The organism is Faecalibacterium sp. An192, assembly GCF_002160175.1.
Lineage (GTDB): Bacteria > Bacillota > Clostridia > Oscillospirales > Ruminococcaceae > Faecalibacterium.
The window spans coordinates 1-19,517 of the sequence record NZ_NFKB01000052.1; the positions used below are offsets into that span (position 1 = coordinate 1).

Sequence of the window (19,517 nt, forward strand, 5' to 3'; positions counted from 1 at the left end):
GACCTACACCGCCACCCTGGGGCAGAGCAACACGGTCCAGTGTGTCACCGCCGCCAACTGGCAGAAAGTCCTCAACGGGGCCCACACCATCAAGGTGGTGGCCAATGACACCAAGGCGGACAGCACCCCCTACACCGTAACCTTTACCAAGGCCGTCTATGAGGCCTCCATCACGATGGCAGAGCCCATTGACGCCGATGACACCATCACCGTCATGGTGCTCAACATCCTGGGCTCCATCCCCGGTGATGCAGACCTGGAGGTCCTGGTGACCAACAACGCCCTGGATGATGAGCCGGTCTGGGAGGACGCCACCGCCGACATTAAGAACGGCAACAACCACATTTTCACCAACAAGACCGCCGCCAACGGCTTTGCGTTTAACTTTAAGTTGACCGTGAGCCGGGGGAGCAGCAACACCGGCGGCTACATCACTAACATCGGAGGTGCTTTTCAGTAATGGGCGTGAAAGTGAACAAGGTGAGCCTCAAGGACCTGCACAACCGGCAGAAATCCATTGAGGAGCTGACCCAAGAAAATGAGGAGCTGCGGCAAAAGGTGACAGCGGCGGAAACTCAGCTGACTGACACCCAGCTTGCGCTCTGTGAAGTCTATGAGCTGATTTTGGGAGGTGTGTAAGACATGGCAAAGGTCTATGCCGATCTAATCAAAAAGGGCCTCAAGACCCTGGATGATGTCCCGGCTCAGCTCCGGGATGATGTGGAGGCTTTGCTTGCGGAGAACAGCCATGTGTAAGCTCCGTGAGTTATTGCTATATATCCTGTTGAGAAAGGAGGTGGAATGTATGGCCGTTGTGTACGCTACCCTCATCGTTAAGGGGCTCAAGACTATTGAGCAGGTGCCCAGCCTCATCAAGAGCCAGGTGGAGGAAATCCTGGTGGCTCTGGAGGTGGAGGTCTAAGTCCTCCAAACCAAGCGAAAAGGGGCTGTTGCAAAACAGCCCCTTTTCCATTTTGTAAAGGAGAAAGCCTACATGGTTATTGAACTTTCTTTGGGCGGCCTGCTCACTTTGCTGGGCATCCCCACGGCCATCACCTCCCTGGGGCTCTGGATGCTCCAGCGCAAAATGGCCAAGCGGGAGGAAATCCGGGATAAGCGGGAGGCCGCCAGAGAGAAAAATGAGGTGTTGCTGATCCAGAACACCCGGGCGGCATTAGCTCTGGCTGAGGCCACCGCCATTGCCGTCCAGCGCATCCCGGACGCTCATTGCAACGGCGATATGCACGCCGCTCTTGAGTACGCCCGCAAGGTGAAACACGAACAAAAGGACTTTTTGACGGAGCAGGGCGTCAAGGCCATCTATTGAGGGCCGCCATGAAACTCTTTCTTTTAGCCCTGCTGGGCATTGTTGAACTTTTGCGGGCAGACCAGAAAGGAGGGCCTTGAAAATAGATACCTCAAAAAAGCTGATCTGGACCCATGTGACCGTTTCCGTGCTGCTGTGTGTGGCCACCATCGTCACCAACTATCTGGGCTTTGATGTGACCGCCCTGGCGGCCCTGGCCGGGACCTCTCTGGCAATCACCGGGGCCTGGGGCGGTTTCTATTTCTGGAAAGCCAAGAATGAAAACCGGGCCAAATATGCCCAACGGTTTCTCAAGCAATTTGCGGACAAGTATGGTGCGGATGTCGCTGTCCGTGTTGCTGAAATCGTGCTGAAAGACTAAGTAAAGGAGATATTGCAATGAGTAAGATGACCGCAAAGGAACTGGTTGAAAAGGCGGTTGACATCGCCAAGAACAGCAAGACCCTGTATGTGATGGGCTGCTTTGGCGCTCCTCTGACCGGCGCAAATGTGAGCCGATACTGCACCAACCACTCCTACAACAAGGCGGCGGACCGGACGGCCATGATTAAGGCCGCCGCCAATCAGAGCCCCCCGGTGTTTGGCTTTGACTGTGTGTGCCTCATCAAAGGCATCCTCTGGGGCTGGAACGGGGACGCCTCCAAAACCTACGGCGGGGCCTCCTACGCCTCCAACGGCGTGCCGGACATTGGCGCTGACACCATGATTACCAAATGCATCGGGGTGAGCACTACCGGCTGGGCCAATATGGCCATTGGTGAGGCCGTCTGGATGTCCGGCCACATCGGCATCTACATCGGGGACGGCCTGGCTGTGGAGTGTACCCCCAAGTGGGACAACAAGGTGCAAATCACCGCCGTGGGAAACATCGGCAGCAAGGCGGGCTACAACACCCGCACCTGGACCAAGCACGGAAAGCTGCCCTATGTGGACTACACGGGGGCCTCTACGGGCGGGAGCACCGGGGGCACAACCCAGCCCACCACGCCCTCTGGGAGCGCTCAGACGGCCTCTGTGGGCGATACGGTGACCTTTACCGGCACCAAGCACTATGTCAGCTCCAACGCCACCAACGGGGCCACCTGCAAGCCCGGCAAGGCCAAGGTCACCGCCGTGGCCAAGAACGCCAAGCACCCCTACCACCTCATCAAAGTAACGGGCGGCGGCTCCACGGTCTATGGCTGGGTGGACGCCGCTGACATCCAGGTGGATGGGGCCATCACCGTGGGTGCCAAGGTCAAGGTCAACAAGGGGGCCAAGACCTACACCGGCGGGAGCCTTGCCTCTTTCGTCTATAACAACACCTACACTGTCATGCAGATTGACGGCTCCCGTGTGGTCATCGGCCAAAATGGCACCGTGACCGCCGCCGTAAATATCAATGACCTCACCCTGGCCTGATTAAGAAAGGAGAACAACATGGAAACTATTTTTGACTGGTCTGCTGTGCTCAGCATCGTGGGCGTCCTGGTGGTAATCACCAACATCATCACCCAGGTCCTCAAAAAGCTCACCTGGGACAAGCTGCCCACCAACATCCTGGCCGTGCTCATCGCCATGGTCCTGACCCTTGCGGCCTTTTTCGCCTACTGCCAGATTAAGGAGCTGGCCATTGTGTGGTACATGGTGGCCGCCGCTGTGGTCATGGGCTTTTTTGTGGCCTATGCGGCCATGTTCGGCTTTGACAAGCTCCGGGAGGCCATTGCCCAGATGGGCGCAAACAAAGAATAAGTAAAAAAGCCGGAGAGGGTGAATGAAACCTCTCCGGCTTTTTTTTGCGCCGTTTACAGGGTGTAGTCCCCGGCGGCTGCTCCGATCTGGGAGGACAGCTCCCGGAGAGCATCGCCGGTTTTGGGCTCAAGATACCAAAAAGCCAGCATCCGCTCCCCATCCTGGGCGGTGTAGTGGAACACGGCAAACCACTTGACGGCTTTGCCGTGCGCCGTGGTGGCTGCTGTGCCGTGATACCGTGCCATGAAATTGCGCTCCGGCAGCATCTCCAGGCCCGTCACCTTTTCCAGCGGGAGCGTGGCCGCCGGGCCGTTTACCTGCTGGAACACCAGCCCGGCATCCGTCTTTTCCATGAAACAAGGCCCGTCCTGAGAAAAGCCTCTCAGCCCCTCATAGTGCATTATGCGGACCCCTGCGGGGAGGTCCTTTTTCTTTCTGCCAAACATCTCAACACCGTCCTCCTTTTTTGACTGTCCGTACCCAATATTTGAGGAGCTGGATGTACCCCTCAAGCAGGAGGTTTTCCTCCACCTCTGCATTGTAAAGGCCGGTCATGTACTGCATCCAGGTTTTCCGGCCTTGCAGTTTGATTTTCCCAATGTAAGCGGAACTTGTGGAAACAGATATTGCACCATTTGCCATGCGAGTGAGTGAAATATAGGTATCTAAGTCATTCTCCATTAAGGCATCTTCAAAAGCCCAAAAGAAACGCTCCTCATCCGGTGTGATACTGTATTTTTCAGATGAGGCCGTTGAATATTTCATATACAAGGGCCGCCGAACTGGAGCAGGACTGGCAGCAGGGCGTGACAAGCCCAGCCGCTTCAAAAGGCCCATGGACATCGCCTCCTTTGCATCTCCATTGTAAAGTTAAGCCCTCATTGTGTCAAGCATTGGAGCCTAAAGTGACAATGACATATCAAAAGAGCACAATATAATTGACATTATGGAGGTGATGCTGGTGATAGCAGAACGGATAAAAGAACTCCGGCAGGCACGGGGCTGGACGCAAGCAGACCTTGCCCGGCGGTTGAACATAACCAGGAACGGCGTCAACTCCTGGGAGCAAGGGCTCTCTACGCCGTCCCCATCCTCTCTGGTGGACCTGGCCAAGCTGTTTTCTGTTTCAACGGACTACCTGCTGGGCATGGAGCCTTTACATACCGTGAATGTGTCGGGCCTGGATGAGCGGGATGTGGCCATCCTTGCGGAGCTGGCGGACCGGCTACGGAAAAATAAAATTGAGGACTGAGAGAGGCCTGGAGCAATCCGGGCCTCTTTTTTTATTCTTGACATACTACACCAAAAGGTGTATGATGAAACCATAACGGAGGTGAGCACGATGGATGCCAAAATGTCCAAGCTAAAAAACACCCGGCAGGCCGCCGGGCTGTCCCAATCTCAACTGGCCGCTGCTACCGGGCTAAATGTTCGGATGCTCCAGTATTATGAGCAGGGGGTCAAAGACATCAATGGGGCCAAGCTGGCCACCCTCCTCAAACTTTGTCTGGCGCTTGACTGCAAGCTGGGGGACATCCTGACAGATGAGGCAACGGTCAAGCTGCTGGAGCAGTACACGGCAGCATAGACAGCGGACCAGGAGCGGGGCGGCAAGCGCCCCGCTTTTCTTATTTTCTGGAGGTGCGATATGAACCACAAGGACGCAAAGCATTTTACATGGGACCAACGCCTGACCCTGGAGCGGATGCTCAAAAAGGGCTTTACAAAGGCCGCCATTGCCAGCGCTCTGGGTAAGTGTGAGCGGTCCATATACTATGAGATAAACCGGGGCCTTTGCGTCCAGCAAACCTCTGGCTATGAGTTTATAGAGGTCTACTGCCCGGAGGTGGCGGAGCGGAGATATAGAGAATTTCTAAAAGAGAAAGGCCGGGACCTCAAAATTGGCAAGGACCACGCCCTGGCCCGGAGGCTGGAGGAGCTTGTCATGGTCCACGGCTACGCACCCGGGGCCGCCCTGGCGGAGATCAGAAACAATGGCGAGGTTTATGATACCGTGATATGCGAGAACACGCTTTATAATTACATCTACCGGGGAGATGTTTTCCTCCAGCTCACACCGGAGCACCTGCACAATAAAGGCCGCCGCCACTACGCCGCAAACAGTAAACGGCAGGCCGCCAGGAGCTCCAACGGAAAAAGTATTGAAACCCGCCCCCAGGAGGTCAAGGCCCGGGGCAGCTTTGGGCATTGGGAGATGGACAGCATCATGGGGTGCAAGGGCTCCAAAAAAGCCCTCCTGGTCCTCACAGAGCGCCGGACACGCATGGGCATTGTGATGCTCCTGGAGGACCACACGGCGGCCAGCGTGGTCAAGGCCATCAACCGCCTGGAGCGCCGCTTTGGCAAGCTGTTCTACAAACTTTTCAAGTCAATCACTGTGGACAATGGCTGTGAGTTTCAGGACTTCGAGGGCATAGAGGCCGCCCACCGGCGCAAGGGCAAGCGGACCGTGGTGTTTTTCTGCCACCCATACAGCGCTTTTGAGCGGGGCTCCAATGAGAACATGAACAGGCTGATTAGACGCTTTTTCCCCAAAGGCACCAGCTTTGACACCGTGACGCCGGAGGAAGTGAGGGCAGCAGAAAAATGGGTGAACAGCTACCCCCGCAAGCTGCTGGGGTGGCAATCGGCGGCCACGCTCTTTGAAAAAGAGCTCCTGTCCGCTTGACGGGGAATAAGAAAAGCAGCCGGATGAGATTTACCCATCCGGCTGGCTTGCCATGTTATTTTGTTGTGAAAACGCCCAACAGGGGCGCTTTTTATTTATGCGCTTTGCTGTTTTTTCTTGATTTATGCAAATTTCTATTGACTTTTAGCGTACATAACTGCACCGTTTCTTTTGGGCAGACTGCACACAAAAAGCAGGGGCCTGACGGCCCCTGCCCTGCGGCGCTCCCCGCTAATCTTACATTTCCTTTTCGTACCGGCAGTGCCAGTAGACGGCGTACCCATGAACCAGCAGATAGACAAACACCAGCATCAGAAGGGCGGCCAGATCCACCTGCATGAGGGCAAATACCAGCATCAAAGCCCCAAAGGAAAAGGTCATCATGTCAAAGGCTTTGCTTTTGGCCTGGCTGGCAATGGCCTGGTTGCGCTCATCTTTCTGCGCAATTTCCAGCTGTTTCCGGATTTCCGGACTGTTCCGCAGAGCCCAGCGGGAGACCAGCTCCCCTGTCCCCTGGCCAAACAGTCCGGCCCCCAGGCCGATGCAGACATAGGCCAGCGGTTCAATCCGTCCAAGCAGCCCTGCTCCCACCATCATCAGAAGCACACCCGCTGCGGCAATCCAGCCCTCTTTCAACTTTTTCATATTCCTGTGCCTCCTTTACATCCGCTTTTCCAAAATGCGGAACACCACCACGCCGATGACCCACTGAAACACCGTCAGCAGGAACACCATCAGAATCACCCAGGCCTGCGCCCGCGCCAGCGCCAGCACCAAAGCCACGCCAAACAGCACAATCAGCATGATTTGATAGGCAATGTGCCCCGCCTTCATCCGCAGGAATTGTTTGCGCTCGTCCACAGCGTTGATGTGGGCCTCCTGTTTCCGGGCCTGGTAGGCGGCCTGGCGCTGGGGCGCCTGCCAATAGATCACCCGGGCCAGATGGACCGTTCCCGCCGAGACCAGACCTACTCCAGCCGCAAAAACCATGGTATTGTAATATTCCACCCGCATGACCAGGCCCACAGCTATCAGCACCACACCGATCACGATATCCACGACAAAAGGCATTCGCTCTTTCATGTTCCATCCTCCTCTTCATAGATGAAAATGTCCTCAATGCTCATTCCGAAGTACCTCGCAATCTTAAAAGCCAGCAGAATGGAAGGGTTATACCGTCCATTCTCCAGGGAACCGATGGTCTGGCGGGATACCTCGAGGGCATTGGCCAGTTCTTCCTGTCGGATGCCGCGCTCCTTGCGCAGCTGTTCCAGCCGATTTTTCATTTCCTGCCTCCCTTCCAGATGGAAAGTTTGCTTTCCATGATTCCAGTATAGCAGGTTTCTCAAAAATGTCAAGCTTGCTTTCCATTTTTGATGAGATTGAAGTCAAGGCGGCTCAACCGCTCTATACATACCAGCAGAATCTATCTTGACTCCCTTCGCGGAATCTGTTATACTCTATACATACCAAGAGAATGTTTCAAGGAGGCTTGCGGTATGGCGCGCAACAAATACCCTGAGGAGACGGTAGAGCGCATTCTGGATGCGGCGCAGCGCCTTTTCCTGGAAAAAGGCTATGAGAACACCACCATTCAGGATATCGTGGACCAGCTGGGCGGCATGACCAAGGGCGCCGTCTACCATCATTTCAAGTCCAAGGAAGAGATCATGGACGCCGTGGGCGACCGGATGTTTGAGCAGAACAACCCGTTTGAGGCGGTGCGCAGCCGCACCGACCTGAATGCTTTGCAGAAATTGCGGGAAGCGATCCGCCTCAACCAGGCCGACGCCTCCCGCACCGAGCTCACCGTCCAGGCCATCCCCCTCACCCACAATCCCCGGCTTTTGGTGGAGATGATCGACGCCAACCGTCGGATTTTGACCCCCTACTACTACCAGCTTTTGGAGGAGGGCAACCGGGACGGCTCCCTCCACACCGACTATGCCCGGGAAATCTCCGAGCTTCTCCCCCTGCTCACCAGCCTCTGGCTGCTGCCGGCAGTTTTTCCTTCCACCAAGGAGGAGGCCCGGCACAAGTTCCTGTTTCTCGGCGACATGCTGGAGAAAATGGGGGTTCCCCTCTTCGACGATGAAACGCGCCGCCTGGTGGACGATTTCTTCGACCGCATCCCCGACGGCGTCTATCCAAACTGATTTTCTGTTGCCTCTCATCCAGAGGCAATTTTTTGAAAACATATACATTCATTCGGTAGGTATCATTCTTTGCAGAGCGCGGCGCAGGCCGCTTTTCTTTCCGGATGATACATACCTTCTGAACGTATCAAGCAAAAGGAGGCACTGTATGCAAGACATTGTACTTTCCGCCCAGGGGTTGACCAAATGCCGGGGTAAACCTGTGGAGAAAATCGGTTCCTGCTGCCATCGTGGCCGGGGTGGTTCTGGCGATTCTGGTCTGTCAGGTGATGCCGGTCACCTTCTTTCATCCCGCTTTGCTGGCCCTTCTTCTGCTTTTGTTCGCTTTGCTGGCCGCGTTGGCCGCGGATTCTCTGTTCCAACCGGTTGAAACCACGGAGGTATCGTCAATGACATCCAAACGACTCTTCAACTCCAACTTCACCTTTCTGATTCTGGGTCAGATCAGCTCTCTGGTGGGAAACTACACCCTCAAATTTGCTCTTTCCATGTACATTTTAGAGCAGACCGGGTCAGCAACTCTTTTCGCCAGCCTGCTGGCCGCAGCCATGGTGCCCACCATTCTGATTTCACCCTTTGGGGGAATTCTGGCCGACCGGGCCGACCGCCGGATGGTTATGGTGGGGCTGGATGCCTGTTCCGGTGCGGCGGTCCTGCTGGCCGCGCTCGCCCTGCCCAAAGGGCACGACATTGCCGTGATTGCGGTTTTGCTGGTGGTTTTGTCCATTCTGGCCGCCTTTGAGTCTCCTACCGTCCAGGCCTGCGTGCCCCAGATGCTCCCGGAGGAACGGGTCCTGCAGGGCAACGCCGTGGTGAACCAGGTGTCCGCCATTGCGTCCATGGTGACCCCTTTTCTGGGCAGCCTCTTTTACACCGCCTTTGGAATTCAGCCCGTCTTTTATGCCACAGTGGCCTGCTTTTTTCTGACGGCCCTGCTGGAATGTCTGATCCATCTGCCTCCCGTTGCATCTGAACATCACCTTGGCCTGCGCGCTATCCTGCGGGATGATTTTGCCGCCACCCTCCGCTTCCTCCGCCGGGAACAGCCCGCCATTGTTAAACTGCTTTTGTTGGCAGCGCTGGCAAGCTTCTTTGTTGCAGGAACGGTGGTCGTGGGATTCCCCTACCTGGTGCGGACTGTGCTGGGCCTTTCGGCCAGCCACTATGGCGCTGCCGAGAGCGCCATGGGCGTTGCCGCCATTCTGGGCGGCCTGTTGGTAGGACTGCTGGCCCAAAAGTTCCGTCCCCGCCACCTTACCGCGGTTTTCCTGCTGCTGGGGCTCTGCCTTCTGCCTGCAGGCGCTGCCTTTCTGGCGCCCCTCAGCTCCTGGAGCCGCTATTTGATCCTGTTGGCCGCTTTCTGCGTCTGCCAAATGGGATGCAGCGTCTTTTCCACCTACTCCATCACCCTCATCCAAGCCCGCACTCCTGCCCAGTTGATGGGCAAAGTCATGTCCTGCGTTTTTACCCTCTCCATGTGCGCCCAGCCCCTGGGCCAGCTGATCTATGGAGCACTGTTTGACCGCTTCGCCGCCTGCGTCTACTTGGTTCTCATCCCCAGCGGTTTGATCCTCTGTGTCATTGGCTGCGGGTCCGCCGGATTTTTCGCCCGTCTCCGTGAAAATCAAGCCGATCCGGTTGAATGAGAAGCAGTCTCCCCTATTTTCCCAGCCCGGTAAATACGCAAAATCCCCTGTCCGCAGACTTTGCAGGCAGGGGATTTTGTTGGAGAAAGTTCCAGGCATCACTAAAGCAAGGGCATTCGCTCTATACCGCAGAACAGGGCGCTCCCCGAAAGAGCGCCCTGTGTGAAGCAGGATTTATATGGGAGCCCATCCCGGACGGATGGCTCTTTTTATGAAAACCGGGCAGTTACTCCTCTGCGGGGGTATCCTCAAAGCCGAGGACCGCGGTCACAATGGCCGCCACAGCGATATCCACCGCAATGGCGATGGCCATGGCCCACATGGTCTGCTGGAAGATGGGCAGCGCCAGAATGGTGGAGTAGCCATAGACGTAGGCCGTGGCGCCCAGCGCACCGGCCACCACGCCGCCGGCAGCCGCACCCACCATGATGCCGATCATGGGCTTTTTCAGGCGGAGGTTGACGCCGTAGAGCGCCGGCTCGGTGACGCCAGCCACGATGCAGCCGAAGGCAAGGCTCAGGCACTCAGCGCGGAAAGCCTTGTTTTTGGTGCGGAGAGCCACGCCCAGGCAGGCGCCGCCCTCAGCCATGTTGTGCAGGATGTAGGAGGGGCGGAAAAAGACGTCATAGCCCGGGTCGGCAAAGGCCTGCACCATGAAGGGAGTGACGGCGTGGTGCATACCGGTCATGACCAGCCAGGGCATGGCGGCGGCCAGCAGCGCAATGGCCACCGGGCCAAAGGTGGCAGATGCCCACAGGAAGAAGTGAACGATGACGCCGCCCACCAGGTCGCCCAGAGGTCCCAGAACCGTGATGCCGGCCACATAGGTCAGGCCCATGGTGCACATGCCCACCAGAACGGTGCGCAGGATGCCGGGAATGATTTTGGTGAGGATTTTCTCACAGTAATACGCAAAGATACCGATGAGCAGGGCGGGCAGCAGGGTGCTGTTGTAGCTGACCTTGGTGACCGGCAGGAAAAAAATGGTCACCGGACCGTCCGCAAACATGGCAATGAAATCGGGGTAGACCAGGGCGGCCGCCACGCTCATGGCATACAGCGGGGTGCCGCCCAGCTTTTTGGCCACGCCATAGGCCACAAATACCGGCATGAAGTAGAACGGCACATTGGCCAGCTGGCTCAGCAGAGTATACGAGGAGGTCCCCTCAAAAGCAGGATACACCAGGGTAGCCAGCAGCAGGAACACCTTGAGCATGCCGCCCGAGACAAGGCCCGGAATCAGCGGGGTGACTGAGGCCGACACGAAGCCAATGAGGCGGTTGCCCAGGTCGGCGGCTTTCGCCTTGCCGGTGAGCTTGGGCTTTTCCGCCGGGGTGTCGTCATCCGGGACCACACCGCCGGCCTTGCCGCCGGCGGCCTCATAGATCTTGACCGCCTCGGTGTACACCGGAATCACGTTTTTGCCATCGCCCGCACCTTTTACAATTTATCCCGCCAGGCCCTGGACACCACCCTGCATGCGCTGGACGTCATTGCCCTGCAAAAGGCGGCCACCCTGCTGGCCTATGCGGATTTCATTCATCTGTACGGCCGGGGCGAATCGCTGATTGTGGCGGAGGATTTTCACTACAAGCTGCTGCGGATCGGGATGCACTCCCAGCTGGAAACCCTGAACGGTTTCCAGGAGGCCCGCAGCCGCATCCCCAATCCCAGACTGAAGGAAGCGGCCCTGGTGATCTCCCAGTACTGCAACAGCCGCCAGGTCCACTATGTGATCGATGAACTGATGAGCGCCGGCATCCCCTTCGTGCTGCTTACCGCCGCCGAAAATCCCTGGCCCTACAACAAATACGCTGCGGTCACCCTGCGGATCAGCTGCAGTGAAAGCCGCTACAAAATGGGCAGTTTTGCCTCCCGCACCGCCATGCTGTTCCTGCTGGACTGTCTGTACGGGGAGATTTTCTCCCGCCAATATGAGCGCAACAAGGACAATCTGGCGGCCTTTTCCAAGCGAAAAACCGAGCGGGATTATTATTACACCTTCCTGCCTGAAAAACCAGCGGAGGACCTGACTTAAACCCGGGCCACGCCGTCGGCGCGGGCCGCCTGGGCCACTGCCGAGGCCACTGCATCCCGGACCCGGCTGTCAAAGGCCAGCGGCAGGATGTTTTCGCTGTGCAGTTCGGATGCAGGGATCAGGTCGGCAATGGCATGGGCCGCCGCAATCTTCATTCCCTCGGTGACCCGGCTGGCCCGGGCATCCAGAACGCCCCGGAACAGACCCGGGAAAACCAGCACATTGTTGACCTGGTTGGGATAATCGCTGCGGCCGGTGCAGACCACCGCCGCGCCCGCCTCTTTCGCCAGGGCGGGGTCGATTTCGGGGGTGGGGTTGGCGCAGGCAAAGACAATGGCGTCCCGGTTCATGGTGCGGACCATGTCCGCAGTCAGGCAGCCCGGAACACTGGTGCCGATAAAGACGTCCGCCCCTTCCACGGCTTCCGCCAGGCCGCCGGTCAGACGGCGGGGGTTGGTGACTTCTGCCAGCGCTGCCTTATGGCCCGCCAGCCCTGCGGGGCGGCCGGGATAGAGGACGCCGTGTTCATCCACTGCCACAATATCCTGTACCCCCATGCTCTGCAGCATCTTGATGATGGCGGTACCGGCTGCGCCGGGGCCGTTCTGAACCACACGGATTTCCTCCATCTTTTTGCCGGTCAGCTGCAGGGCATTGATGAGGGCTGCGCTGACCACGATGGCGGTGCCGTGCTGGTCGTCGTGGAACACCGGAATATCGCATGCAGCCTGGAGTTTCTGCTCAATTTCAAAGCACCGGGGCGCCGAGATATCCTCCAGATTGATGCCGCCGAAGCTGCCGGCCAGCAGGCTGACGGTGCGGACAATTTCGTCCACATCCTTGCTGCGGATGCAGAGAGGGATGGCATCCACCCCGCCGAAATTCTTGAACAGGACGCATTTGCCTTCCATCACCGGCATACCGGCTTCGGGCCCGATGTCCCCCAGGCCCAGCACGGCGGTGCCGTCGGTAACCACTGCCACGGTGTTCCAGCGGCGGGTCAGCTCATAGCTCTGAGCGGGGTCTTTCTGAATGGCCAGGCAAGGCGCCGCCACGCCGGGGGTATAGGCCAGAGAAAGGGCTTCCCGGCTGTCGGTGGGCACCCGGGTAGTCACTTCCAGTTTGCCCCGCACCCGGCGGTGGAGTTCCAGAGATTCTTCTGCATAGTTCATCCAAAAACGCCTCCTCTTTACAGCTCTGCGCCATTGGTGGCAATGACATGGGCGTAGTAAGCAAAGGAATCTTTTTTCCGCCGGGCCATGGTTCCATGACCCTCATTGTCCCGGTCCACATACACGAAACCGTACCGTTTTTTCATCTCGCCGGTGCCGGCCGAGACAATATCAATGGGGCCCCAGTAGGTGTAGCCCATCACCTCCACCCCGTCCCGGATGGCGTCTTTGAGGGCCTGCAGGTGGCGGCGCAGATAGTCGATTCGGTAGTCGTCGTGGATCTCTCCCTTTTCATCCGGCACGTCCACCTGGCCCAGGCCGTTTTCCACCACGAAAAGAGGGATCTGCCAGCGGTCGTACAGCTCGTTCAGGGTATAGCGCAGGCCCAGCGGGTCAATCTGCCAGCCCCAGGGGGTGGTTTCCAGATAGGGGTTGGGGGTTCCCTGGTCGCCGCCGGTGTCGCCGCAGAAGGGCTGGCCGTACTCATGGGTGGAGGTGCGGTAATAGCTGAAGCCCAGGAAGTCGGAAGTGTACTGTTTCAGGATTTTTTCATCCCCCGGCTCCATCTCCACATGGACCTTTTCCTCGTCCCAGATGCGGGCCATATAGGCGGGATAGGCGCCCCGGATCATTACATCGCCGAACAGCAGGGACCGCCGGCGGAGCTCCATGGTCTCAAACACGTCCTCCGGCCTGCAGGTGTGGGGGTAGGTGTTGCTGAGGGAGAGCATGCAGCCGATTTTTGCGTCGGGAATGATCTCATGGCACAGCTTGATGGCCAGACTGTTGGCTACAAACATATGATGGCTGGCCTGGTACACTGCCTGCTGATGGTTCTCCCCTTCCCGGAAGAAAATGCCGCCGGCTGCGCCGGGCATCCGGCGCATATTGTTGATCTCATTGAAGGTCAGCCAGTATTTCACCTTGTCCTTGTACCGGCGGAACACAACCTCACAGTACCGGAGGAAAAAGTCGATCAGCTTGCGGCTGCGCCAGCTGCCGTAGGCTTCCACCAGGTGCAGCGGGGTCTCATAGTGGCTCAGGGTCACCAGAGGCTGCATTCCGCGGCGAAGCATCTCATCAAAGAGATCGTCGTAGAACTGCAGCCCCTTTTCGTTGGGCTGGGCGTCGTCCCCGTTGGGGAAAATCCGGCTCCAGTTGATGGAGGTGCGGAACACCTTGAAGCCCATTTCCTGCATCAGGGCCAGATCCTCTTTATAGTGATGGTAGAAATCAATGGCCTGATGGCTGGGGTAAAATGTCCCCTCTTTCGGGGGAATGTCCGCTCCATGCTTGATGCCATGGGGAAAGCAATCCGCAATGCTCAGCCCTTTGCCGTCGGCCTCGTAGGCGCCTTCCGCCTGGTTGGCCGCGATGGCTCCGCCCCAGAGGAAGTCCGCAGGGAACTCGGTCTGCAATGGTTTCATGATACACATCCTTTCCTTTGTTTTGGTGGTGTTTTCTGCTGGCATTAGGGTATCACAACCGGCGTTTCTCCGCGATGCTTTCCCCTCATTCTGGATTTATTCTTCAAATTTTTTCTCCCGCCAAGCAAAAAAGACCGCCATTTTGCAACACGGATTGCAAAACAGTGGTTGGATCGCCTGTTCCATAAATGTATTGGATCTCATGCTTGGCAAATAAAAAGAGCGGCGCCGCTGACGCTGCGCCACTCATGATCCATTTGTATTTCGATAATGGGGGCATCGGAAGCCTTTGGCTCAGGCGTTTTCGCCGAAGAAAAGCTTCATGTCCTCCTCCACGGTGCCGATGCCTGCGATACCGAAGTTCTCTACCAGAACTTTGGCCACGTTGGGGCTGAGGAAGGCGGGCAGAGTGGGACCCAGGTGGATGTTCTTGACACCCAGGTACAGCAGAGCCAGCAGCACGATGACCGCCTTCTGCTCATACCAGGCGATGTTGTAAATGATGGGCAGGTCGTTGATATCCTCCAGGCCGAAGACCTCCTTCAGCTTGAGGGCAATCACTGCCAGAGAGTAGGAATCGTTGCACTGCCCCGCATCCAGCACACGGGGGATGCCGTTGATGTCACCCAGGGGCAGCTTGTTGTACTTGTACTTGGCGCAGCCGGCGGTGAGGATGACGGTATCCTTGGGCAGGGCTTTGGCAAACTCGGTGTAGTACTCCCGGCTCTTGGCCCGGCCGTCGCAGCCGCCCATCACCACAAACTTCTTGATGGCGCCGCTCTTGACGGCATCCACCACCTTGTCCGCCAGGGCAAAGACCTGGGCGTGGGCAAAGCCGCCGATGATCTCGCCGGTCTCGATCTCGGTAGGAGGAGCGCACTTCTTGGCGTGCTCGATGAGGGCCGAGAAGTCCTTCTGTTCCCCAATCCCGCCGGGGATGTGCTTGCAGCCGGGGTAGCCGGCGGCGCCGGTGGTGTACATCCGGTCCTTGTAGCTGTCCTTGGGAGGAACAATGCAGTTGGTGGTCATCAGGATGGGGCCGTTGAAGGACTCAAACTCCTCTTTCTGCTTCCACCAGGCGTTGCCGTAGTTGCCCACAAAGTTGGGGTACTTCTTGAAGGCGGGATAATAGTGGGCAGGCAGCATCTCGGAGTGGGTGTAGACATCCACGCCGGTACCCTGGGTCTGCTCCAGCAGCATCTCCAGATCCCGCAGGTCGTGGCCGGAAACCAGAATACCGGGGTTCTTCCCTACCCCGATGTTCACCCGGGTGATTTCAGGGTTGCCGTAGGCGGTGGTGTTGGCCTTGTCCAGCAGAGCCATGCCCGAGACGCCGTACTTGCCGGTCTCCAGGGTCAGGGCTACCAGATCGTCGGCGCTGAGGCTGTCGTCCAGGGTGGCAGCCAGGGCACGCTGCAGGAAGGCGTCTACCTCTTCATCGTCCTGCAGCAGAGCGTTGGCGTGCTTGGAATAGGCGGACAGACCCTTGAGGCCGTAGGTGATCAGTTCCCGCAGGGAGCGGATGTCCTCGTTTTCGGTGGAGAGAACGCCCACCGTCCTGGCCTTCTCCTCCCAGTCTCCTGCGCCGTCCCACAGGGCGGCGTCGGGCAGGCCGGCGGTGTCCTTCAGCCGGGCCAGCAGTTCCTTCTTGGCATCCAGGGTGGCGCGGATGCGGGCCTCGATGCTCTCTTTGTCAAAGTTGGCATTGGTGATGGTCACAAACAGGTTGAGGGTGATCAGGTGGTTGATTTCGGGGGCCACCGTCTGGCCCTCTTTGCGCAGGGCCGTGGTGACCGCGGAAATCCCCTTGCTCACATACACCAGCAGGTCCTGCATGGCGGCCACATCCGGCTTTTTGCCGCAGACGCCCACCATGGTGCAGCCTTTGCACCCTGCGGTCTCCTGACACTGAAAACAAAACATCTGACGTTCCATAGCTGTCTCCTTTGAAGCAGTTTTCGTTCCGGGGCGGGCATACCCAGCCCTGGCGTTTTTCTTTTAAAATACAACCACCAGCAGCATTTTGAAGGCTTCTTCGCCGTAGACCGCGTGGGGGTGGCCTGCGGGCATCACGATGGATTCGCCTTCATGCAGAAGGTATTCCACGCCGTCAATGGTGATTTTGCCCACGCCGTCCAGGCAGGTGACAAAGGCATCGCCGCCCGACGCATGGGTGCTGATCTCCTCCCCCTTGTCAAAGGAAAAGAGGGTGATGCTCAGAGCGCTGTTCTGGGCCAGGGTCTTGCTGACCACCTGCCCCTCCTGATAGGCGATCTGATCCTTCAAAACCAGGACTTCGGCCTGGCTGATGTTCTTCATTTTGGCTGCCATTGGGTTACCTCCTTGTTTTCCCTGGGCTTGCTGTTGGCTCCTGTCTGCCTGTATGCTCTTTGACAGGATGCCCCAGCCAGGGCTCTCTATGCTTTGGGCTTTTCGGCCCAAAGGCTTGCGGGCTTGTGGGTATTGTACTATAATGGAGCCAAAGTGTATGTTGGAATTCCAACAGGAAGGTGATTCTATGGAAGATTTTCTTTCGGTGCTTTCCCGGTGTGCCCTGTTCCAAGGCGTTGCGCCGGAGGAGATCCATACCATTCTCCCCTGTCTCGGGAGCAAAACCCGGTCTGTCTCCAAGGGCGGCCCGGTCTTTTTGGAGGGAGAACCGGCCCGGTGGGTAGGGGTGCTTCTGACCGGCACGGCCCAGGTGGTTCATGATGACTACTACGGCAACCGGAGCGTCCTGTCCATCCTGCAGCCGGGCGACACCTTCGGGGAGGCTTTTTCCTGCGCCGGCATTTCCACTATGCCGGTCAGTGTGATGGCGCTGACCGACTGCGAAATTCTGCTTTGGGATTGCAGCCGGGTCATGACCACCTGTTCCCATTCCTGCCATTTTCACACCCAGCTGATTCAAAACCTGCTGAAAGGGATGGCCCTGAAAAATCTGGCTTTTACCGAGAAGATCCGGCACATGTCCAAAAAGACCACCCGTGAGAAACTGCTGTCCTATCTGCTGCAGCAGGCGAAGAAACAGGATTCTGCCGCCTTTACCATCCCCTACGACCGGCAGGGCCTGGCGGACTATCTGGGGGTGGAGCGCAGCGCCATGTCCGCTGAACTCGGCAAACTGAAAAAGGCGGGTCTGCTGGACACCAAGGGGTCCTGGTTTTGCCTGAAGGATACCCGCCGGGACGATTGAGGTTCGGTACTGGCACAAAAAACGGCCATCCGCCATGCGTTAAATACAGGGGATGGCCGCTTTTTATCATAAATGGAGTTTGTCCATCTTCAGTACAACACCCTTTTCTGCGCATACTCCACCAACTTCCTGGCCTTGCTCCCCGGCTGCCACGCGCAGGCAATCCGATAATCCATCCACATGATCTATAATCTATTGATTTGCCTTCACGATCGCTGCCTCATAGGGAACGTTCTCCATCCCAGGAGGGTCAAACTATCAAATCCTTTCGGCTTTGAGATTGGCTGCTTTGCTGGATGATCGGGTATAGCAAAACTCCCCAGAACCACCATGCAGCGGTTCCGGGGAGTGTTACAATCGCAATCCAGCGGCAATTCGCCAGACACAACAATATTTATTGTTCCATCGCAGCGTTTATGGCTGCAATGGCTCCATCAGACACAGCGGTAGCTACCTGGCGAACCTGTTTGACTCGGATATCGCCGGCAGCATAGACCCCAGGAATGGCGGTCTCCATCTTGTCGTTGGTGGGGATGTATCCGCCTTCCAAAGCCAGTTCTGTATAGAGTTCAGTATTGGGGAGTATACCGGCATAGACAAAAATGCCGCAGCCGGGATCCTCTATCGTTTCGATACTGCCATCCTGCTCGCTGGCAATCTCCAGCCGCTCCACCTGATCCTGCCCGTAAACGGCATGCAGGCGGGATGCCAGGCGCACCGAGATGTTGCCCGCAGCGGCTACCTTTCGACGGAACTCCGCAATGCACCCCAACTGCTCTTCAAAGTGGACAATTGTCACCTGCTTTGCAAAGCCAGCCAGATACAGGGCCTCTTTCACTGCACCATCGGCTCCACCCACCACATACACATTTTTTCCGGCATAGGCGGCGCCATCTCTGGCAGCATTCATGCCCATGCCCTTGCCGGCAAGCTCCTTCTCGCCGGGAATCCCCAGTTTCCGCGGCGTGCCGCCGTTTGCCAAAATGATACGCTTGGCCTTATAAATGCCCCTGTCCGTGGTCACAGACTTAACCTCTCCCGTCAGCGCCACATGCACAGCCTCGGCCTGAACGATCTCCACCCCGGCCTGGAGCGCCTGCTCTTTCATCCGAGCCGCAAATGTAGCTCCAGTTTCCTGCTTCTCAATGGCAGTATAGTGCGTAACAGTGGAAACTTTGCCAATGATGCCGCCCACCTGGGCTTTTTCCAGAATCAATGTGCGCTTTCCACGACTAACTGCGTAAATGCCTGCGCTGATACCCGCAGGGCCTGCTCCGATGATGATGATATCGTACATAGTCATACGCTTCCTTTCCATGTTACCGTCAAGAACAAACCAACAGCACGAAACCATTCTATGATCTGTTTCCGCGGGCTCCACCGTGGGTACAAATCCGGCCATTCGCCGAACATTCTCCCGGAGAAATATGCTGCGGTGCGCTCAGATCATTGATGTTTACACCTTGATTATAGCGCCAATCATTGATAAAATAAAATGCAGAATTGTTATACAGTTATAAACCCACGTAATAGGTGATATGTCATGCTGGATCCTCGATGGAACACATTTCTTGTCTTGTGTGAGACCATGAATTATACCCGGGCTGCGGAGCGGCTTTGCCTCACTCAGCCCGCAGTAACCCACCACATTCACTACCTGGAAGATCACTATGGCTGCCGGCTCTTTATCTATGAGGGCAAAATCCTGCGGTTGACAGAAGCGGGTCTGAAGCTGCTTGAGTATACCCGTTCCCTGGCCTACAACAGCCGCAAGGCAGAAGAAGCCATGAAATCCCCTTCTCCGGTTTCTTTGCGGGTAGGAGCCTCCAAAACCATTGGAGAGTTCGTGATTGCGCCGCAGGTGAAACGCTTTTTGCAGGAACATCCCGAGGCTAATTTCTCCCTAACGGTAGACAATACCCAGACGCTGCTGCGGTCTTTGGAGTTTGGCCGGCTGGATTTCGTGCTGTTGGAAGGTTTTTTCGATCGCAGCCGGTACGATGCGACTTTGTATCGAAAGGAACCTTTTTTCGGAGTATGTTCGCCAGATCATCATTTTGCAGGCAGAACGGTGGCTGTAGAGGAACTGGATGCAGAGCGCATTCTAATCCGAGAGCCCGGCTCGGGCACTCGAA

The 19,517-nt window shown here is 57.1% G+C and carries 27 protein-coding genes and 1 pseudogene; 17 read left to right on the plus strand and 11 right to left on the minus strand.

The annotated features are described in order from the left end of the window. From B5F27_RS16850 to B5F27_RS13260, 8 genes and pseudogenes are all read left to right on the plus strand, one after another. Window positions 1-460: pseudogene (locus B5F27_RS16850) on the plus strand (hypothetical protein); the annotation flags it as partial. After that, window positions 460-639: a hypothetical protein gene (locus B5F27_RS13240; protein ID WP_087322617.1), complete on the plus strand. Its 180-nt coding sequence runs from the start codon at window positions 460-462 to the stop codon at window positions 637-639. The pseudogene B5F27_RS16850 and the gene B5F27_RS13240, both read left to right, overlap by 1 nt. A gap of 3 nt (window positions 640-642) precedes the next feature. Beyond that, the gene (locus tag B5F27_RS17430; RefSeq protein ID WP_275532632.1) at window positions 643-756 is read left to right on the plus strand and encodes a CD1375 family protein; all 114 of its coding nucleotides are present in this window, start codon (window positions 643-645) and stop codon (window positions 754-756) included. A gap of 49 nt (window positions 757-805) precedes the next feature. Then, window positions 806-922: a CD1375 family protein gene (locus B5F27_RS17435; RefSeq protein ID WP_343214642.1), complete on the plus strand. Its 117-nt coding sequence runs from the start codon at window positions 806-808 to the stop codon at window positions 920-922. A gap of 72 nt (window positions 923-994) precedes the next feature. Beyond that, window positions 995-1,327: a serine/threonine protein kinase gene (locus B5F27_RS13245; RefSeq protein WP_087368457.1), complete on the plus strand. Its 333-nt coding sequence runs from the start codon at window positions 995-997 to the stop codon at window positions 1,325-1,327. 76 nt (window positions 1,328-1,403) lie between these two features. Continuing rightward, entirely contained in the window at window positions 1,404-1,688 is a 285-nt protein-coding gene (locus B5F27_RS13250; protein WP_087368459.1) for a hypothetical protein, read from the plus strand. A gap of 17 nt (window positions 1,689-1,705) precedes the next feature. Continuing rightward, window positions 1,706-2,728: a hypothetical protein gene (locus B5F27_RS17300; protein WP_242962196.1), complete on the plus strand. Its 1,023-nt coding sequence runs from the start codon at window positions 1,706-1,708 to the stop codon at window positions 2,726-2,728. An 18-nt stretch (window positions 2,729-2,746) separates the two neighbouring features. Beyond that, window positions 2,747-3,058: a hypothetical protein gene (locus tag B5F27_RS13260; protein WP_087368461.1), complete on the plus strand. Its 312-nt coding sequence runs from the start codon at window positions 2,747-2,749 to the stop codon at window positions 3,056-3,058. A gap of 53 nt (window positions 3,059-3,111) precedes the next feature. Here the strand turns inward: B5F27_RS13260 and B5F27_RS13265 are convergent, their stop codons facing one another. Then, complete coding sequence (locus B5F27_RS13265) at window positions 3,112-3,411, minus strand: hypothetical protein (protein ID WP_144066532.1); 300 nt, start codon at window positions 3,409-3,411, stop codon at window positions 3,112-3,114. 94 nt (window positions 3,412-3,505) lie between these two features. Further along, window positions 3,506-3,895 carry a hypothetical protein gene (locus B5F27_RS13270; RefSeq protein ID WP_087368465.1) on the minus strand — a complete coding sequence of 130 codons (390 nt, stop codon included), beginning with the start codon at window positions 3,893-3,895 and terminating at the stop codon, window positions 3,506-3,508. Window positions 3,896-4,013: 118 nt separating this feature from the next. Here B5F27_RS13270 and B5F27_RS13275 point away from each other — a divergent pair, with 118 nt between their 5' ends. The 3 genes from B5F27_RS13275 (at window position 4,014) to B5F27_RS13285 (ending at window position 5,747) form a co-directional block, all read left to right on the plus strand. Next, the gene (locus tag B5F27_RS13275; protein WP_242962197.1) at window positions 4,014-4,310 is read left to right on the plus strand and encodes a helix-turn-helix transcriptional regulator; all 297 of its coding nucleotides are present in this window, start codon (window positions 4,014-4,016) and stop codon (window positions 4,308-4,310) included. Window positions 4,311-4,400: 90 nt separating this feature from the next. Next, window positions 4,401-4,646: a helix-turn-helix transcriptional regulator gene (locus B5F27_RS13280; protein WP_087368467.1), complete on the plus strand. Its 246-nt coding sequence runs from the start codon at window positions 4,401-4,403 to the stop codon at window positions 4,644-4,646. A 60-nt stretch (window positions 4,647-4,706) separates the two neighbouring features. After that, window positions 4,707-5,747, plus strand: a complete 1,041-nt coding sequence (locus B5F27_RS13285) for an IS30 family transposase (protein WP_087368469.1) — start codon at window positions 4,707-4,709, stop codon at window positions 5,745-5,747. Between the two features lie 237 nt (window positions 5,748-5,984). Here B5F27_RS13285 and B5F27_RS13290 read toward each other — a convergent pair whose 3' ends face one another. From B5F27_RS13290 to B5F27_RS13300, 3 genes are read right to left on the minus strand one after another with little or no spacing between them, the layout of a single operon-like run. Then, entirely contained in the window at window positions 5,985-6,392 is a 408-nt protein-coding gene (locus tag B5F27_RS13290) for a hypothetical protein (RefSeq protein ID WP_087368471.1), read from the minus strand. Between the two features lie 15 nt (window positions 6,393-6,407). Beyond that, window positions 6,408-6,830, minus strand: a complete 423-nt coding sequence (locus tag B5F27_RS13295) for a hypothetical protein (RefSeq protein ID WP_087368473.1) — start codon at window positions 6,828-6,830, stop codon at window positions 6,408-6,410. Beyond that, window positions 6,827-7,033, minus strand: coding sequence for a helix-turn-helix transcriptional regulator (locus B5F27_RS13300; RefSeq protein ID WP_087248730.1), 207 nt, complete (start codon window positions 7,031-7,033; stop codon window positions 6,827-6,829). Before B5F27_RS13300 ends, B5F27_RS13295 begins: the two co-directional genes overlap by 4 nt. 213 nt (window positions 7,034-7,246) lie before the next feature. On the opposite strand from B5F27_RS13300, the gene B5F27_RS13305 reads away from it, so the two are divergent. From B5F27_RS13305 to B5F27_RS13310, 3 genes are all read left to right on the plus strand, one after another. After that, window positions 7,247-7,903, plus strand: a complete 657-nt coding sequence (locus B5F27_RS13305; RefSeq protein WP_087368475.1) for a TetR/AcrR family transcriptional regulator — start codon at window positions 7,247-7,249, stop codon at window positions 7,901-7,903. A gap of 148 nt (window positions 7,904-8,051) precedes the next feature. Continuing rightward, entirely contained in the window at window positions 8,052-8,273 is a 222-nt protein-coding gene (locus B5F27_RS16595) for a hypothetical protein (RefSeq protein ID WP_144066533.1), read from the plus strand. Window positions 8,274-8,292: 19 nt separating this feature from the next. Then, entirely contained in the window at window positions 8,293-9,549 is a 1,257-nt protein-coding gene (locus B5F27_RS13310; RefSeq protein WP_087368500.1) for an MFS transporter, read from the plus strand. A 226-nt stretch (window positions 9,550-9,775) separates the two neighbouring features. Here B5F27_RS13310 and B5F27_RS13315 read toward each other — a convergent pair whose 3' ends face one another. Next, window positions 9,776-10,966 (minus strand): PTS transporter subunit EIIC, encoded by a 1,191-nt coding sequence (locus tag B5F27_RS13315; protein ID WP_087368477.1) that lies wholly within the window; start codon window positions 10,964-10,966, stop codon window positions 9,776-9,778. A 153-nt stretch (window positions 10,967-11,119) separates the two neighbouring features. Between B5F27_RS13315 and B5F27_RS13320 the strand changes: the two genes are divergently transcribed. Next, window positions 11,120-11,587 carry an SIS domain-containing protein gene (locus B5F27_RS13320; RefSeq protein WP_087368479.1) on the plus strand — a complete coding sequence of 156 codons (468 nt, stop codon included), beginning with the start codon at window positions 11,120-11,122 and terminating at the stop codon, window positions 11,585-11,587. On the opposite strand, the gene B5F27_RS13325 is transcribed toward B5F27_RS13320, so the two are convergent. The 4 genes from B5F27_RS13325 to B5F27_RS13345 all read right to left on the minus strand — a co-directional run bounded on the left by B5F27_RS13325 (window position 11,584) and on the right by B5F27_RS13345 (window position 16,517). Continuing rightward, window positions 11,584-12,759, minus strand: coding sequence for an NADP-dependent malic enzyme (locus tag B5F27_RS13325; RefSeq protein ID WP_087368481.1), 1,176 nt, complete (start codon window positions 12,757-12,759; stop codon window positions 11,584-11,586). The genes B5F27_RS13320 and B5F27_RS13325 overlap by 4 nt on opposite strands. A 17-nt stretch (window positions 12,760-12,776) precedes the next feature. Continuing rightward, the gene (gene ascB / locus B5F27_RS13330) at window positions 12,777-14,186 is read right to left on the minus strand and encodes a 6-phospho-beta-glucosidase (protein WP_087368483.1); all 1,410 of its coding nucleotides are present in this window, start codon (window positions 14,184-14,186) and stop codon (window positions 12,777-12,779) included. Window positions 14,187-14,480: 294 nt separating this feature from the next. After that, window positions 14,481-16,121, minus strand: coding sequence for a hydroxylamine reductase (gene hcp / locus B5F27_RS13340; protein WP_087368487.1), 1,641 nt, complete (start codon window positions 16,119-16,121; stop codon window positions 14,481-14,483). A gap of 63 nt (window positions 16,122-16,184) precedes the next feature. Then, window positions 16,185-16,517 (minus strand): cupin domain-containing protein, encoded by a 333-nt coding sequence (locus B5F27_RS13345; protein WP_087368489.1) that lies wholly within the window; start codon window positions 16,515-16,517, stop codon window positions 16,185-16,187. A gap of 187 nt (window positions 16,518-16,704) precedes the next feature. On the opposite strand from B5F27_RS13345, the gene B5F27_RS13350 reads away from it, so the two are divergent. Further along, window positions 16,705-17,382, plus strand: a complete 678-nt coding sequence (locus tag B5F27_RS13350; protein WP_087368491.1) for a Crp/Fnr family transcriptional regulator — start codon at window positions 16,705-16,707, stop codon at window positions 17,380-17,382. A 394-nt stretch (window positions 17,383-17,776) separates the two neighbouring features. Here B5F27_RS13350 and B5F27_RS13355 read toward each other — a convergent pair whose 3' ends face one another. After that, window positions 17,777-18,679, minus strand: coding sequence for an FAD-dependent oxidoreductase (locus B5F27_RS13355; protein ID WP_087368493.1), 903 nt, complete (start codon window positions 18,677-18,679; stop codon window positions 17,777-17,779). Between the two features lie 246 nt (window positions 18,680-18,925). On the opposite strand from B5F27_RS13355, the gene B5F27_RS13360 reads away from it, so the two are divergent. Then, window positions 18,926-19,517 (plus strand): LysR family transcriptional regulator (locus B5F27_RS13360; protein ID WP_087368495.1); only part of this gene is annotated, 592 nt, incomplete at its 3' end.